Here is a 14,414-nt window from a genome sequence, read left to right on the forward strand (position 1 = left end):
GCTACTCCCCTGCCATGAGGTCGATGAACTGGTCGAACAGGTAACCGGCGTCGCGGGGACCGGCCGCGGCCTCGGGGTGGTACTGCACCGAGAACGCGCGACCGTCGACCAGTCGAACACCTTCTACGACACCGTCGTTGGCGCAGGTGTGGCTGACCTCGGCCCGACCGAAATCGGTGCCGAACTGCTCGCCTGCTTCGCCTTCGAGCGCGAACCCGTGGTTCTGCGAGGTGATGGCCACCCGCCCGGTGGCGTGGTCGATGACCGGGATGTTGATGCCGCGGTGACCGAACACCATCTTGTAGGTGGACCGGCCCAGCGCGCGGCCCAGGATCTGGTTGCCGAAGCAGATGCCGAACAGCGGGATCCGGGCGCCGAGGACCTCGCGGGTGACCGTGACCACGTGATCGGCGGTCGCCGGGTCGCCGGGACCGTTGGACAGGAACACCCCGTCCGGGCGCAGCTCGAGGATCTCGTCGAACGTCGCCGACGACGGCAACACCACGGTCCGGATCCCGCGCGCAGCGAAGTTGCGCGGCGTGTTGGTCTTGATGCCCAAATCCAGCGCGACCACCGTGAAACGCTGGGGGCCTTCGGGTTCCACGATGTATTCACGATCGGTGGTGACTTCCCCGGCCAGGTCCGCACCGAGCATGGATTCCTGGCCCTGCACCCGGGCCACCAGGTCGTCGAGCGGCGCGGTGGCGGCCGCGCCGCTGAACACCCCGGCCTTCATGGATCCGCGGGTGCGCAGGTGCCGCACCACCGCGCGGGTGTCGATTCCGGCGATGCCGACAACACCCTGGCGCTGCAGTTCGTCGTCGAGGCTGCCGGTGGCGCGCCAGTTCGACGCCCGTGGCGACGGATCCCGCACGGCGTAGCCGGCCACCCAGATCTTGTCGCCGCGGCTCTCGCTGTCCTCGTCGTTCCAGCCGGTGTTGCCGATCTGCGGCGCCGTGGCGATCACGATCTGGCGGTGATAACTCGGATCGGTCAGCGTCTCCTGGTAACCGGACATGCCGGTGGAGAACACCGCCTCGCCGAGTGTCTCGCCGACCGCCCCGAACGGCGCGCCGGTGAACACCCGGCCGTCTTCGAGGACGAGTACGGCCTTGTCCATGGTCATGCGACCTCCTCTGGCAGCCATTTGGCGTAGTCGCCGCGGTCGTCGGCGCGGAATCCGGTGTCGATCTCGGTGCCCGACGGCAGCCGCCAGCGGATGGCCAGGATGCCGTCGTGGGTGAGCGCCTTGCCCACCAGGTTCTTCTCGGCGCGGATCGCGACGATGACGTCGTCGGGAATCCAGATCGGCCCGGCGCCGGTGCGCTGCAACATGATTCCTTCCGGATAGCGGGTCAGCACCGCCTTGGCGCGGAAGCCGAGATCGCCGACGACGATGCGGTCGTTCCAGTGCGGCGCCAGGGTGCTGCCGACGTAGAGTCCCTTGATCGGCGCCACCAGCGCGGGGCCGACGGTGTCGGGTAGCGAGGGCAGCGTGCCCAGGATCTGCGCCTGCCGCTCCGCACGGCGGCGCCAGCCACGGATCATCGCCTGGATCACCACCGCGATGATCACGGCCACCACCGCAGCCATGATCAGCGTCGCGACCAGGGTCGGGGTGTTCATGCGATCTTCCCGTCGCGGGCGGTGACCCGGCCGCGCAGCATCGTCGCCGTCACCACGGCCGGCAACTCCATGTCCTCATAGGGAGTGTTGTCCGACCGGCTGGCCAGCGCCGGCCCCTCGACCGTCCAGCGTGCCGTCGGGTCGACCAGAGTGAGGTTGGCCGGCTCGCCGACCTCCAGCGGCCGGCCCTGGTCGGGCAGTCCGACGATGCGGGCGGGGTTCTCGCTCATCACCCGCGCGACATCGCGCCACGTCAGCAGACCGGGATCGACCATGGTCTGGGCTACCACCGACAGCGCGGTCTGCAATCCGAGCATGCCGGGCCGGGCGTTGGCGAATTCGCAGCACTTCTCGTGGGCGGCGTGCGGCGCGTGATCGGTCGCGACACAGTCGATGACGCCGTCGGCGAGCGCTTGCCGCAGCGCCATGGCGTCGCCGGCTTCCCGCAGCGGCGGGTTGACGCGATTGCGGCCGTCGTAAGTGGTCAGCCGGGTGTCGTCGAGCAGCAGGTGGTGCGGGGTCACTTCCGCGGTGATCGCGATCCCCTGCTCCTTGGCCCATCTGAGCAGCTCCACGGTGCCTGCAGTGGAAGCGTGGCAGATGTGCACGCGGGCACCGGCATCGCGGGCCAGCAGCGCATCCCGGGCCACGATCGACTCCTCGGCGGCTCGGGGCCAGCCGGCCAGGCCCAGCCGTGCGGCGTTGGGCCCCTCATGCGCCACGGCGCCGACGGTGAGCCGTGGTTCCTCGGCGTGCTGGGCGATCAGCACGCCGAGTCCGGAGGCGTACTCCAGGGCGCGGCGCATCACCAGCGGGTCGTCGACACAGACGCCGTCGTCGGAGAACATCCGGACACCTGCCTGACCGGCGGCCATCAGCCCCATCTCGGTGAGTTGTTTACCGGCCAGACCGACCGTCACCGCGCCCACGGGATGCACGTCGACCAGACCGACCTGTTGGCCACGCCGCCACACATGGTCGGTGACCACCACGCTGTCGGCCACCGGATCGGTGTTGGCCATCGCGAACACCGCGGTGTAGCCACCCAGAGCCGCTGCAGCCGAACCGGTTTCGATGTCCTCGGCGTACTCGCGGCCAGGCTCGCGCAGGTGGGTGTGCAGGTCGACGAATCCGGGCAGCAGCACCTGACCGTCACCGTCGATCACATCGGCGTCGGCCGGAACCGGTAGCCCGATCCCGATCTCGGCGATCTGACCGTCGGAAACCAGGACGTCGACCGGATCGCCGTCGCCGTAGCGGCGCACATTGGTGATGAGGACGGTCATGCGCTGATCGCTCCTTCTTCGGACCCGACGAGCAGGTGAAACAGCACCGCCATCCGGACGTGCACGCCGTTGGAAACCTGCTGCAGCACAGCCGACTGCGGCGAGTCGGCCACGGAGTAGGCGATCTCCATGCCGCGCAGCATCGGTCCGGGATGCAGCACCACCGTGTGATCGGCGAGTTGCGCCTGCCGCCGCTCGGAGAGCCCGTACCGCACCGAGTACTCGCGCGCCGACGGGAAGAAGGCGCCGTTCATCCGCTCGGCCTGCACGCGCAGCATCAGCACCGCGTCGGCGAGCGGCAATTCGGCGTCGAGTTCGTGCGACACCGTTACCGGCCAGCCCGCGACGCCGACGGGCAGCAGCGTCGGCGGCGCCACCAGCACCACCTCGGCGCCCAAGGTGTGCAGTAACGCAACGTTGGAGCGCGCCACCCTGCTGTGCAGGACGTCGCCGACGATCACCACGCGCTTGCCGTCGATGCTGCCGAGCCGCTGGCGGATGGTCAGCGCATCGAGCAGCGCCTGGGTGGGGTGTTCGTGGGTGCCGTCGCCGGCGTTCACCACCGACGGACCCCCGTGCTCGTCGGCGGTCCACTCGGCCAGCTGCTGGGCCGCCCCCGACGCGGGATGGCGGATCACCAGTGCGTCCGCACCGGCGGCCCGCAGTGTGAGCGCGGTGTCGCGCAACGACTCGCCCTTGGCGACCGAGGATCCGGACGCGCTGACATTGATGACGTCGGCACTCATCCACTTCCCTGCGACCTCGAAGGACACCCGGGTGCGGGTCGAGTTCTCGTAGAACATGGTGATGATGGTGCGTCCGCGCAGGGTGGGCAGTTTCTTCACCTCGCGCCCGAGCAGGGCCTCGCGGAAATGGTCGGCGTTGTCGAGGATGGCGAGCGCGTCGTCGCGGCTCAGATCCGCGGCTGTCAACAGGTGCTTCACCTGGCTGGCCCTCCATAGGGTGCGATGGCGACGACGTCGACCCCGTCGTTCTCGACGAGACGGACCTTGACGTTCTCGGCGCGCGAGGTGGGCACGTTCTTTCCCACGTAGTCGGCCCGGATCGGGAGCTCACGGTGGCCGCGGTCGACGAGCACCGCGAGCTGTACCGCCTTGGGGCGGCCGAGGTCGCGCAGCGCGTCGAGGGCTGAGCGCACCGACCGGCCCGAATACAGGACGTCGTCGACGAGAATCACCAACGCACCGTCGATGCCGCCCTCGGGGATGGAGGTGGCGCCCAGCGCGCGAGGCGGCTTGCTCATCAGATCGTCGCGGTACAGCGTGATGTCCAGAGCCCCGTGCGCCACGTCGACGCCGCTGAACTCTTCGATGTTGTGAGCCAGTCGGCCGGCCAGCGTCACGCCGCGGGTGGGGATACCGAGCAGGACGACGCGGGGCGCCTCCGGCGCGTCAAGCGCCGTCTTCTCGATGATCTGGTGGGCGATACGGGCGATCGTTCGGCTGACGTCCGCTGCGGACATCAGCTCCCGGTCGGAGCCGGGCTGGTCGGGTGCGCCCACGAGTGAGCCGGACCTCCTTCTCCGCCTCACGGGACGGATCGTTAAAGGATGTCGGAAACTGCGGCGAGCTTAGCACCGCTAGGCGGCGGCGCCGTATCCGGCAGGTAGCGTCTGCGTGGTGAATCTCGACCGCAACAAGGCGTCCATCTCCGAGGCGATCGACGCCGGCCTGCTGGCCGGAGCGGTCACCCTGGTCTGGCAGTCCGGAAAGGTGCTGCAGGTCAACGAGCTTGGCCATCGCGATGTCCGCGCCGGGTCACCGATGCGGCGCGACACCGTCTTCCGGATCGCGTCGATGACCAAGCCGGTCACGGTGGCCGCCGCGATGGCACTGATCGAAGAGGGCAAGCTCACACTGACCGACCGGGTCTCGACCTGGTTGCCCGAGCTCGCCGAGATGCGCGTGCTGGCCGAGCCGCGCGGGCCGCTGGATCGCACTGTGCCCGCGCAGCGGCACATCACCGTCGAAGACCTGATGACCCATCGCAGCGGACTGGCCTACATGTTCTCGGTGCTCGGCCCGCTGTCCGATGCCTACCGCAGGCTGCCCACCCGCCAGGACCAGGACCGGTGGCTGTCCGAGCTGGCCGCCTTGCCGCTGGTGCATCAGCCCGGCGAACGGCTGACCTACAGCCATGCCACTGATGTGCTCGGAATCGTGTTGTCCCGTATCGAGGGCAAGCCGCTGAGTCAGGTGCTGGCCGAACGGATCTTCGAGCCGCTGGGGATGACCGACACCGGCTTTCACGTCGACCCGGCCGCGCGTGGCCGCGCCGCGACGATGTACTCACTCGATCCGGACAACGGATTGCGCGACGACGTGATGGGCCCGGCGCCGATCACCGATCCGCCGTTCTGCACCGGCGGGGCCGGGTTGTGGTCCACTGCCGACGACTATCTGCGCTTCGCCCGCATGCTGCTGGCCGGCGGCACCGTCGACGGCATACGGGTGCTTTCCGAGGAATCGGTCGCGTCGATGCGCCGGGACCGCTTGACCGATGAGCAGAAACGCCACGATTTCCTCGGCGCACCGTTCTGGATCGGTCGCGGGTTCGGACTGAATCTGTCGGTCGTCACCGACCCTGCGAAGTCGCGCACCCTCTTCGGGCCGGGCGGCGCGGGCACGTTCTCGTGGCCGGGGGCGTACGGCACGTGGTGGCAAGCCGACCCGTCGGCCGATGTGATTCTGATCTATCTGATTCAGAACCTGCCGAATTTGACGGTGGATGCGGCCGCGGCGGTCGCCGGCAACACGTCGCTGGCCAAGCTCCAGACCGCGCAACCCAAGTTCGTCCGGAGTACTTACCAGGCCTTGGAGATCTGATTCTGAGTTCCTAACGGATGTCAAACGGCGTGTTGGCTCGTAGGCTCGTGTTTGGCGGGCCTGGATGTTGGAGCGCTTGGCGACTCCTGTGACTCCTGGCCCGCCGCCTGTTTGCGGCGGTCGCGCATGCGTTGGTGACGGATGTTGTCGCGGCGCCGGGGTTGGATCTGGTAGCGCTCTTTGACGATCTTGCGGCCCTGAGCGTCGGTGATCGGGGTGCCGTCGACATCGCGCAGGACGTAGGGCTGGCCGTTGCGCATGCAGGTAGCGATCCGGGTGACCAGCAGGGTGGCCAGGTGGCAGATCGCCGAGTCGTGGTGGCGGTCGCCGGTCATCAGTCGCTGGTATTTCGCGGCGATCTGCGGGTCGATCTTGCGGGCTTGATCAGCGGCGGTGTATAGCATTTCGCGCAGCAGGGGGTCGCCGGCCTTGGTGATCGAGGATTCGACCTTGCTCAGCCCGGACTGGCTGACCTTGGGGACCAGTCCGGTGTAGGCGCGGATCGCGGCCAGTGAGGTGAACCGGTGAGGATCACCGATCCGCCCAGCGATCACGGCGCTGATGACCGGTCCGACACCGGGAGCAGAAGCCACGATTGCCTTGGGGTCGGCGTCGGCGTAGAGGTTCGCGACCCGTTCATCGATCTGCTTGATCTGCCGGGTCAAAAACAGCGCCTGTTCGGCCTCGTGGGCGATGTCGTCGCCCAGTTCGGCGAAGTTCATCCCGTCGGGTCCCCACAGCATGAGGGTTTCCTTGGCTGCGACGATGAGTCCGGCGGCGTGGTCCTCGCGCCACGCGCCGCGGGACCGGGCGATCAGAAACCGGCTCAGACGTCCCTGGCCGAGTCGGATCACCGTATTCGGGTCGGCGTAGCGGGCGAGGAACTCCAACGCCGCGTTGCCGTAGTTCGAGCCGAGCACCGCATACCACGCTGGCCCGAGGAGCTCGACGAGCGCATCGAGCCGTGAATACACCGCCACCCGGCGTTTGATCATGGTGGAGCGCTGTCGGACCAAGCGCCGCAACGGGTCTGCCGGTCCCTGGCCGGAATACTCGCGCAACCCTTCGGGATGAAGTAGCGGCAGCCGGGCCAGCAGCTCGGAGTCGATGCGATCGTTCTTGGTGTGCTTGGAGTAGTACTTGCGCAGATCCGCCGATTGGGTGGTAGGCACCATCACCACCCGGGCGCCGCGGCGGCGGAACCACTCGGCCAGCACGATCCATGCGTTACGGGTCGGCTCGACCACCACGGTCACGTCCGTGGCGTCGGCCAGGAACAGATCGGCCCACAACCGCTCCAAGTCCGCCGGCCGGGTCGAGAATTTCCGGCCCCGCCATACCGTGGTCCCGTCGCGGGCCAGCGTCGCTTGATGCGCCGCGCGCACCGCTACGTCGATTCCTAATGTCCATGCCATCGTTGTGTGCTCCTGTCAGCCATCAATCCCTATTCACCCAGGTGGCTGACCATCGCGGCTGTGGCCCAGACATTCCCTAAGCAGGAGTCCACACCGACCGGCTGGCTCCAAGTTCCCGAACAAGGACACCGCTCGACCAGCCACCGAGCTCGCGAGCGGACCACTCAAATCTCAGGGATCACCACGCGTCCCAGTCGGACGTTCGGCCCGCCCGCGAACTCACACTCCAAAGCTAAATGTCGGACCGTCCGCGTACAGTCGGGGATGTGTTCGAAAGTGTGTTCGACTTGTCTGATGCGGCCGGTGAGGCGGAGCTGCGGGCGGTCGTCGAGCGCTGCGAGCGGCTCAAGTCGGCGGCCGCGGCGGCCCAGGCGCGGGCCACCGCGTTGTGGGCGGCCAATCGCCACGCCGCCGAGGACGCCGCCGGAGTCCGCAAGGACAAGCGCGGCAAAGGTTTGGCCGCCGAGATCGCGCTGGCGCGCCACGACGCCCCGGCCCAGGGCAACCGGCATCTCGGGTTCGCCCGGGCGCTGGTCCACGAGATGCCCCACACCCTGGCCGCGCTGGAAACCGGGGCGCTCACGGAGTGGCGGGCCACCCTGATCGTGCGCGAATCGGCCTGCCTGAGCGTCGAACACCGCCGCCAGTTGGACAAGGAACTGTGTGCCAATCCGGCGCGGCTGTCCGGCTGGGGCAACAAACGCGTCGAAGCCGAAGCCAAAAGCATCGCCGCGCGCCTGGACGCCGCGGCGGTCGTCGAGCGCATCGACAAAGCCGCCGCGGGCTGTGCGGTCACATGCCGGCCCGCGGCCAACAACATGGTCTACCTGACGGTGCGACTACCCCTGGCCCAGGGCGTCGGCGTCTACGCCGCCTGCAAACAGGCCGCCGACACCACCGTCGACGAACGCCCCCGCGGGCAGGTGATGGCCGAGACCATCTACCAGCGCGTGACCGGACGCGCGGCCACCGCGCCGGTCCCGGTGGCGCTGAACCTCGTGATGGCCGACACCACCCTGGCCGGCGACGACGACGAACTGGGCTGGCTGCCCGGCTACGGCCCCGTCCCGGCCGGGTTCTGCCGCGCCCTGATCGGCCAGGCCGCCCTCGACGACCAGACCCGGGCCACGCTGCGCCGCCTCTACCGCCACCCGCAGTCCGGGCAACTGGTCGCGATGGAATCGCGTGCGCGGATCTTCCCCAAAGGCCTCGCCGCGCTGCTCGATCGCCGGGACCGCACCTGCCGCACGCCGTACTGCGACGCGCCGATCCGCCACCACGACCACGCCACCCCGCACCGCGCCGGCGGACCCACCAGCGCGCGCAACGGTCTCGGCGAATGCGAAGCCTGCAACTACGCCAAAGAAGCCCCCGGCTGGACCGTCACCACCAACGAGATCGCCGGCACCCACACCGCCCAGTTCCGCACCCCCACCGGCGCGGTCTACCAATCCACCGCCCCACCACTGCCCGGACCGCCACCACGACGGCGCAGCATCATCGAAGATGGCATCACCATCGACCTCATCACCTTCGACGCCGCATGACCTCCGGCGGACGGCGAGTTCAGCTCGTCAGCTGGCCTCGCCACCACCTTGCATCGCCGCGGCAGCAGCCCGGATCTGCGGGGTCACCAGCATCACTTGGCCCAGCACCCCATTGACGAAGCCCGGCGAGTCGTCGGTGGACAGTTCTTTGGCCAGTTCGACCGCTTCGTCCACGGCGACGGGTTCGGGCACATCCTCGGCGTGCAGCAGCTCCCACACGGCGACCCGCAGAATCGCGCGATCCACGGCGGGTAGCCGGTCCAGCGTCCAGCCCTGCAGATGCGCCGAGATCAGGTCGTCCACGTGGGCGGCATGCTCGGTGACACCACGGGCCACCGTCACGGTGTAGGGGTTCAGCGCGGAGGTATCCCCCTTGTCGGCCAACGCATTCCGGGACTCCACGACGGCGGCCGGAGTGAGCCCGCGCGCTTCGGCCTCGAACAGCAGGTCGACGGCGCGTTTGCGGGCCTGGTGACGGCCACGGTCGGCGCGTCGGTCAGGCATTGACCCTTCCCAGGTAGCTGCCGTCGCGGGAGTCCACCTTGAGCTTGTCACCGGTGTTGATGAACAGCGGCACCTGGATCTCGGCACCGGTTTCCACGGTCGCCGGCTTGGTGCCCGCGTTGGAGCGGTCGCCCTGCAGGCCCGGCTCGGTGTGGGTGACCTCGAGTTCGACGGTGACGGGCAGCTCCAGATACAGCGGCGTGCCGTTGTGGAAGGCGATCTGCACCGGCATGCTCTCCAGCAGGAAGCCGGCCAGCCGGCCGACCAGCGACTCCGGCAACGGGTGCTGCTCGAAGTCCTCGGAGTCCATGAAGACGAAGTCGGAGCCGTCGCGGTACAGGTAGGTGGCGTCGCGGCGATCCACGGTCGCGGTCTCGACCTTGACGCCGGCGTTGTAGGTCTTGTCGACGGTCTTGCCGGACACCACATTCTTCAGCTTCGTCCGCACGAAGGCCGGCCCTTTGCCGGGCTTGACGTGCTGAAATTCGATGATCTGCCACAGCTGGCCGTCGATCACCAGGACGAGCCCATTCTTGAAGTCGGCGGTGGATGCCACGGTCGGTTGTACTCCTAGCCTCTAGAGGATCACCAGGTCCTTCGAGAACCCGGTCAGCAGTTCGGGGGCGTCTTCTGCGACCACCAGGGTGTCCTCGATGCGGACACCTCCGCGGTCGGGAAGGTAGACACCAGGCTCGACGGTCACCGCGGAGCCAGCAAGCAGTGTACCGGCGGCCGCGGCGTTGATTCCCGGCGCTTCGTGAATCTGCAGGCCCACGCCGTGCCCGAGGCCGTGACCGAAGTTCTCGGCGAACCCGGCGTCGGCGATGACCTGACGGGAGGCAGCGTCGACATCCTTGAGCGCCGCGCCGGGGGCCAGGGCCTCGCGCCCGGCCCGCTGGGCGTCGGCGACCAGTGCGTAGACCTCCCGCTGCCAGTCGGCGACCGGCGCGAGCGCGAAGGTGCGCGTCATGTCCGAGTGATATCCGGCGACCAGGGCGCCGAAGTCGATCTTGACGAAGTCGCCCGCGGCCAGCACGGCGTCGGTGGGCCGATGATGGGGGATCGCCGAGTTGGTTCCGGTCGCGACGATGGTCTCGAACGACGCCCCGTCGGCGCCGTGCTCGAGCATGAGGGCCTCCAACTGATTGCGCACCGCCTTCTCGGTGCGGCCGGCCCGCAACCCGCCCTGGTCGATCAAGTCGGTCAGCGCGGCGTCGGCCGCCTCGCACGCCAGCCGCAACAGCGCGATCTCACCGGCGTCCTTGACCTCACGCAGCTGTTCGACCAACCCGGCGGCCCGCATCAAGCGGCAGCCCTCACCAGCGGCCTCGGTCAGCTTGGCGAACGCGTCGACGGTCACCACGTGACTCTCGAACCCGAGACTTCGCACCCCGGCGTCGACGGCGCGGGCGACCAGGCGGGGCCCGCAGGCACGCTCGATGACCACCTCGGCGTCGGGTGACTGCGTCGCGGCCTGGGTGCGATAGCGACCGTCGGTGGCCAGCACCGGCGTGTCCTGGTCAGCCAAGATCAACAGCGCGGCGTTCGAGCCGGTGAATCCGGACAGGTACCGGACGTTGACCAGGTCCGATACCAGGACGGCATCGAGCCCGGAATCGGCCAGCTTGCGACGCAAACGGTCGCGGCGCGCAGATATGGTCACGGTGGTCGACGCTACTCGCTAAGGTGTGGCCCCATGAGTAAGTGGTTGCTGCGCGGACTGGTGTTCGCCGCCCTGATGGTGATCGTCCGGTTACTGCAGGGAGCGATGATCAATGCGTGGGAAACCAAGGCGGGATTGATCAGCGCCATCCTGGTCGCGCTGTTCGCGCTGGTGGCCCTCGCGTGGGGCTACGTCGACGGCCGTAGCGATGCCCGCAGGAACCCCGATCCGGAACGTCGCGACGATCTGGCGATGGCCTGGCTGCTGGCCGGCCTGTTCGCCGGTGTGGTCAGCGGCCTGGTGGCCTGGCTGATCGGGATGTTCTACCAGAACCTCTACGTCGAGGGCCTGATCAACGAGGTGACCACGTTCGCCGCGTTCACCGCGCTGCTGGTGTTCCTCAGCGCGATCATCGGCGTGGCGCTCGGCCATTGGCTGGTCGACCGCAAGCGGCCCGACGAGCCGCGCCGCCGCGAGGGCGACGACGACCGCGCCGACACCGACGTGTTCGCCGCCGTGCGCGAAGACCAGACTCAACCGGTCGAGAACCGTTAGTCGCGGGCGACTTCTGCCAATCAGTCGCGGGCGACTTCTGCGTACGCGGCGGCCAGCAGCGACGGATCCGGGCCTTCCAGCCGTCCCGGCTTGGCGAGACCGTCGAGCACCACGAACCGCAGCACCCCGGCCCTGGTCTTCTTGTCCCCCAGCATCGATTCCATCAGCTGCGGCAACGCATCGGCGTCGTAGCTCACCGGCAAGCCCAGCGCGGTGAGCACCGCGCGGTGCCGCTCCGCGGTCTCGTCGTCCAAGCGGCCCGCGAGTCGCCCCAGCTCGGCGGCGAACACCAGACCCACCGACACCGCCGCGCCGTGGCGCCACTGGTAGCGCTCCCGCCGCTCGATCGCGTGGGCCAGCGTGTGCCCGTAGTTGAGGATTTCGCGCAGCTGCGACTCCTTCTCGTCGGCGGCGACCACCTCGGCCTTGACCGCGACCGCGCGGCGGATCAGCTCGGGCAGCACCTCGCCGGCCGGGTCGAGCGCCTCCTGCGGGCCGGCCTCGATCATGTCGAGGATGACCGGGTCGGCGATGAACCCGGCCTTCACGATCTCGGCCATCCCGGCGATGATCTCGTTGCGCGGCAGGGTCTGCAGAGTGGCGAGGTCGATCAGCACGGCCGCGGGCTGGTGAAACGCGCCGACGAGGTTCTTGCCGGCGTCGGTGTTGATGCCGGTCTTGCCGCCCACCGCGGCGTCGACCATGCCGAGCAGGGTGGTCGGCACGTGCACGATGTCGACGCCACGCAACCAGGTCGCCGCGGCGAACCCGGCGACATCGGTGGCCGCTCCCCCGCCGAGGCTGACGATGGCGTCCTTGCGCCCGATGCCGATGCGGCCCAACACTTCCCAGATGAATCCGACGACAGGCAGCTCCTTGCCCGCCTCGGCGTCGGGGATCTCGATCCGGTGCGCGTCGGTGCCCTGCTCGGCAAGATGGGTCCGGATCACCTCGGCGGTCTGGGCCAGGGTCGGCTGGTGCAGGATCGCGACCTTGTGCCGACCGGCGAGCACCCGCGCCAGGTCGCCCAGCAACCCCGTGCCGATGATCACCGGGTAGGGCGGGTCGGTGGCTACCTCGACGGTCACCGGTTCGGTCACGGATTGTCCTTTCTCTTGGCCGCCACCGCGGCCGGGCTGGGCGGCGCGTCGGTCGACGGAGCCGCGCTCAGCGACAGCGGCGCGCGCCGCCAGGACGGGCGTCGGCGACGGCGCTCCGGCTTGGCGTCGTCGGGGTTGTCCAGCCGCGAGGTGATGTAACGGACGACGGCGCCGGGATTGCGGTGGTTGGTGTTGACCCGCATGGTGGCGACCCGTCGGTACAGCGGAACCCGTTGAGACATCAGCTTTTTGAACTTCTCCCCCCGGTCGGGGCCGGCGAGCAGGGGCCGCGCAGTCGAGCCGCCGGTGCGGCGCATCCCCTCGGCTGCGCTGATCTCGAGATAGATGACAGTGTGCCCGGCCAGGGCCTGCCGGACACCCGGGCTGGTCACGGCGCCGCCACCGAGCGACAGCACGCCGTCATGGTGAGCCAATGCGTCGCGGATGACCTCTTCCTCGATACGACGGAACTCGGCTTCGCCATCGGCGGCGAAGATGTCGGCGATGACGCGGCCGGTGCGTTTCTCGATCTCGGCGTCGGTGTCGAGCAGCGGCAGATCGAGCGCCTTGGCCAGCCGGCGACCGATCGTGGACTTGCCCGACCCGGGCAGCCCGATCAGCACCGCCTTGGGGGCCATCAGCCCGAGGCCCTTGCCGGGTCGCTGTGCGGCTCCCGCTGCGCGACGGCGCGCAGATACCCGTCGATGTTCCTCCGCGTCTCGGTCAGCGAGTCACCGCCGAACTTCTGCAGCGCGGCGCGCGCGAGCACCAACGCGACCATGGTCTCCACCACCACCCCGGCCGCGGGCACCGCGCAGACGTCGGAGCGCTGGTGGATCGCCACTGCCTCGTCACCGGTGGTCATGTCCACGGTGGCCAGCGCGCGCGGCACGGTCGAAATCGGTTTCATGGCCGCGCGCACCCGCACCGGCAGGCCGTTGGTCATGCCGCCCTCGAGGCCGCCGGCCCGGTTTGTCGACCGGGACACGCCGTCGGGCCCGGGGTACATCTCGTCGTGCGCGACGCTGCCGCGCCGACGGGCGGTTTCGAAGCCGTCGCCGATCTCGACGCCCTTGATCGCCTGAATGCCCATCACCGCGGCCGCCAGCTGACTGTCCAGCCGGTTGTCACCGCTGGTGAACGATCCCAGCCCGACGGGCAGACCGTGCGCTACCACTTCGACCACCCCGCCGAGGGTGTCGCCGTCCCGTTTGGCCGCTTCGATCTCGGCGATCATCGAGGTTTCCGCTGCCGCGTCGAACGCCCGCACCGGGCTGGCGTCGATGGCGGCGAGATCACCGGGGTGGGGCACCGGTCCGTCGTACGGGTCGGAGGCACCGATGGAGATCACATGCGACACGATCTCCACGCCCAGCGCCTGCTGCAGGAAGGCGCGGGCGAAGGTGCCCGCGGCCACCCGGGCAGCGGTCTCGCGGGCGCTCGCGCGCTCCAGAACCGGCCGTGCATCGTCGAATCCGTATTTGAGCATGCCCGCATAGTCCGCATGCCCGGGACGCGGACGCGTCAGCGGCGCGTTGCGCGCGGCGCTGTCGGCCAGCACGGCCGGATCGACCGGGTCGGGAGCCATCACGGTTTCCCATTTGGGCCACTCCGTGTTGCCGATCTCGATCGCGATCGGACCACCGAGGGTGCGGCCGTGGCGCATACCCGCCAGCATGGTGATCTGATCCTGTTCGAACTTCATCCGAGCGCCGCGACCATAGCCGAGGCGGCGGCGCGCGAGCTGCGCGGCGATGTCCTCGGAGGCCACGTGGACGCCCGCGACCATGCCTTCGACCACTGCTACTAGCGCACGGCCATGGGATTCACCGGCTGTCGTCCATCGCAACACGTGTCCCATTTTCGCACGAC

General features: G+C 69.0%; 15 protein-coding genes. 3 read left to right on the forward strand and 12 right to left on the reverse strand.

All coding sequences use genetic code 11. The annotated features are described in order from the left end of the window. Position 1: 1 nt before the first annotated feature. Genes carA through pyrR form a run of 5 tightly spaced genes read right to left on the reverse strand, consistent with a single transcriptional unit; the run spans position 2 to position 4,434 of the window. A complete protein-coding gene (gene carA / locus G6N31_RS08370) occupies positions 2 to 1,120 on the reverse strand; it encodes a glutamine-hydrolyzing carbamoyl-phosphate synthase small subunit (protein ID WP_098006560.1) in 1,119 nt (372 codons plus the stop codon). A 2-nt stretch (positions 1,121 to 1,122) separates the two neighbouring features. Beyond that, on the reverse strand, positions 1,123 to 1,626 hold the full coding sequence (locus tag G6N31_RS08375; RefSeq protein ID WP_098006539.1) for a PH-like domain-containing protein: 504 nt from the start codon (positions 1,624 to 1,626) through the stop codon (positions 1,123 to 1,125). Continuing rightward, positions 1,623 to 2,912, reverse strand: coding sequence for a dihydroorotase (locus G6N31_RS08380; RefSeq protein ID WP_098006537.1), 1,290 nt, complete (start codon positions 2,910 to 2,912; stop codon positions 1,623 to 1,625). The genes G6N31_RS08375 and G6N31_RS08380 overlap by 4 nt, the downstream gene beginning before the upstream one ends. After that, positions 2,909 to 3,856 (reverse strand): aspartate carbamoyltransferase catalytic subunit, encoded by a 948-nt coding sequence (locus G6N31_RS08385; RefSeq protein ID WP_098006535.1) that lies wholly within the window; start codon positions 3,854 to 3,856, stop codon positions 2,909 to 2,911. The genes G6N31_RS08380 and G6N31_RS08385 overlap by 4 nt, the downstream gene beginning before the upstream one ends. Continuing rightward, the gene (pyrR, locus tag G6N31_RS08390; RefSeq protein WP_098006533.1) at positions 3,853 to 4,434 is read right to left on the reverse strand and encodes a bifunctional pyr operon transcriptional regulator/uracil phosphoribosyltransferase PyrR; all 582 of its coding nucleotides are present in this window, start codon (positions 4,432 to 4,434) and stop codon (positions 3,853 to 3,855) included. The genes G6N31_RS08385 and pyrR overlap by 4 nt, the downstream gene beginning before the upstream one ends. A gap of 118 nt (positions 4,435 to 4,552) precedes the next feature. Here pyrR and G6N31_RS08395 point away from each other — a divergent pair, with 118 nt between their 5' ends. After that, on the forward strand, positions 4,553 to 5,758 hold the full coding sequence (locus tag G6N31_RS08395) for a serine hydrolase domain-containing protein (RefSeq protein WP_098006558.1): 1,206 nt from the start codon (positions 4,553 to 4,555) through the stop codon (positions 5,756 to 5,758). Between the two features lie 20 nt (positions 5,759 to 5,778). Here the strand turns inward: G6N31_RS08395 and G6N31_RS08400 are convergent, their stop codons facing one another. Further along, positions 5,779 to 7,173, reverse strand: coding sequence for an IS110 family RNA-guided transposase (locus tag G6N31_RS08400; protein ID WP_109790861.1), 1,395 nt, complete (start codon positions 7,171 to 7,173; stop codon positions 5,779 to 5,781). A 266-nt stretch (positions 7,174 to 7,439) separates the two neighbouring features. Between G6N31_RS08400 and G6N31_RS08405 the strand changes: the two genes are divergently transcribed. Further along, on the forward strand, positions 7,440 to 8,720 hold the full coding sequence (locus G6N31_RS08405) for a 13E12 repeat family protein (RefSeq protein ID WP_163722105.1): 1,281 nt from the start codon (positions 7,440 to 7,442) through the stop codon (positions 8,718 to 8,720). A gap of 27 nt (positions 8,721 to 8,747) precedes the next feature. Here G6N31_RS08405 and nusB read toward each other — a convergent pair whose 3' ends face one another. From nusB to G6N31_RS08420, 3 genes are read right to left on the reverse strand one after another with little or no spacing between them, the layout of a single operon-like run. Further along, a complete protein-coding gene (gene nusB / locus G6N31_RS08410) occupies positions 8,748 to 9,224 on the reverse strand; it encodes a transcription antitermination factor NusB (RefSeq protein WP_098004313.1) in 477 nt (158 codons plus the stop codon). Beyond that, positions 9,217 to 9,780, reverse strand: coding sequence for an elongation factor P (efp, locus tag G6N31_RS08415; RefSeq protein WP_098004314.1), 564 nt, complete (start codon positions 9,778 to 9,780; stop codon positions 9,217 to 9,219). The genes nusB and efp overlap by 8 nt, the downstream gene beginning before the upstream one ends. A gap of 21 nt (positions 9,781 to 9,801) precedes the next feature. Continuing rightward, positions 9,802 to 10,887 carry a M24 family metallopeptidase gene (locus G6N31_RS08420; RefSeq protein WP_098004315.1) on the reverse strand — a complete coding sequence of 362 codons (1,086 nt, stop codon included), beginning with the start codon at positions 10,885 to 10,887 and terminating at the stop codon, positions 9,802 to 9,804. 33 nt (positions 10,888 to 10,920) lie between these two features. Here G6N31_RS08420 and G6N31_RS08425 point away from each other — a divergent pair, with 33 nt between their 5' ends. Further along, positions 10,921 to 11,442, forward strand: a complete 522-nt coding sequence (locus G6N31_RS08425; RefSeq protein ID WP_098004316.1) for a B-4DMT family transporter — start codon at positions 10,921 to 10,923, stop codon at positions 11,440 to 11,442. A 20-nt stretch (positions 11,443 to 11,462) separates the two neighbouring features. Here G6N31_RS08425 and aroB read toward each other — a convergent pair whose 3' ends face one another. Genes aroB through aroC form a run of 3 tightly spaced genes read right to left on the reverse strand, consistent with a single transcriptional unit; the run spans position 11,463 to position 14,394 of the window. Continuing rightward, positions 11,463 to 12,542, reverse strand: coding sequence for a 3-dehydroquinate synthase (gene aroB / locus G6N31_RS08430; RefSeq protein WP_098004317.1), 1,080 nt, complete (start codon positions 12,540 to 12,542; stop codon positions 11,463 to 11,465). Next, positions 12,539 to 13,180, reverse strand: coding sequence for a shikimate kinase (locus G6N31_RS08435; RefSeq protein ID WP_098004318.1), 642 nt, complete (start codon positions 13,178 to 13,180; stop codon positions 12,539 to 12,541). The genes aroB and G6N31_RS08435 overlap by 4 nt, the downstream gene beginning before the upstream one ends. Then, complete coding sequence (gene aroC / locus G6N31_RS08440; protein ID WP_098004385.1) at positions 13,180 to 14,394, reverse strand: chorismate synthase; 1,215 nt, start codon at positions 14,392 to 14,394, stop codon at positions 13,180 to 13,182. The genes G6N31_RS08435 and aroC overlap by 1 nt, the downstream gene beginning before the upstream one ends. Between the last annotated feature and the right edge of the window lie 20 nt (positions 14,395 to 14,414).

It is taken from the genome of Mycolicibacterium duvalii, assembly GCF_010726645.1.
In the GTDB taxonomy this organism is placed as follows: domain Bacteria; phylum Actinomycetota; class Actinomycetes; order Mycobacteriales; family Mycobacteriaceae; genus Mycobacterium; species Mycobacterium duvalii.

Bases quoted from the DNA above. Each gene is read 5' to 3' on its own strand.
- G6N31_RS08425 (WP_098004316.1), top strand. From the start codon at position 10,921: ATGAGTAAGTGGTTGCTGCGCGGACTGGTGTTCGCCGCCCTGATGGTG.
- G6N31_RS08400 (WP_109790861.1), bottom strand. From the start codon at position 7,173: ATGGCATGGACATTAGGAATCGACGTAGCGGTGCGCGCGGCGCATCAA.
- G6N31_RS08380 (WP_098006537.1), bottom strand. From the start codon at position 2,912: ATGACCGTCCTCATCACCAATGTGCGCCGCTACGGCGACGGCGATCCG.
- G6N31_RS08375 (WP_098006539.1), bottom strand. From the start codon at position 1,626: ATGAACACCCCGACCCTGGTCGCGACGCTGATCATGGCTGCGGTGGTG.
- G6N31_RS08435 (WP_098004318.1), bottom strand. From the start codon at position 13,180: ATGGCCCCCAAGGCGGTGCTGATCGGGCTGCCCGGGTCGGGCAAGTCC.
- nusB (WP_098004313.1), bottom strand. From the start codon at position 9,224: ATGCCTGACCGACGCGCCGACCGTGGCCGTCACCAGGCCCGCAAACGC.
- carA (WP_098006560.1), bottom strand. From the start codon at position 1,120: ATGGACAAGGCCGTACTCGTCCTCGAAGACGGCCGGGTGTTCACCGGC.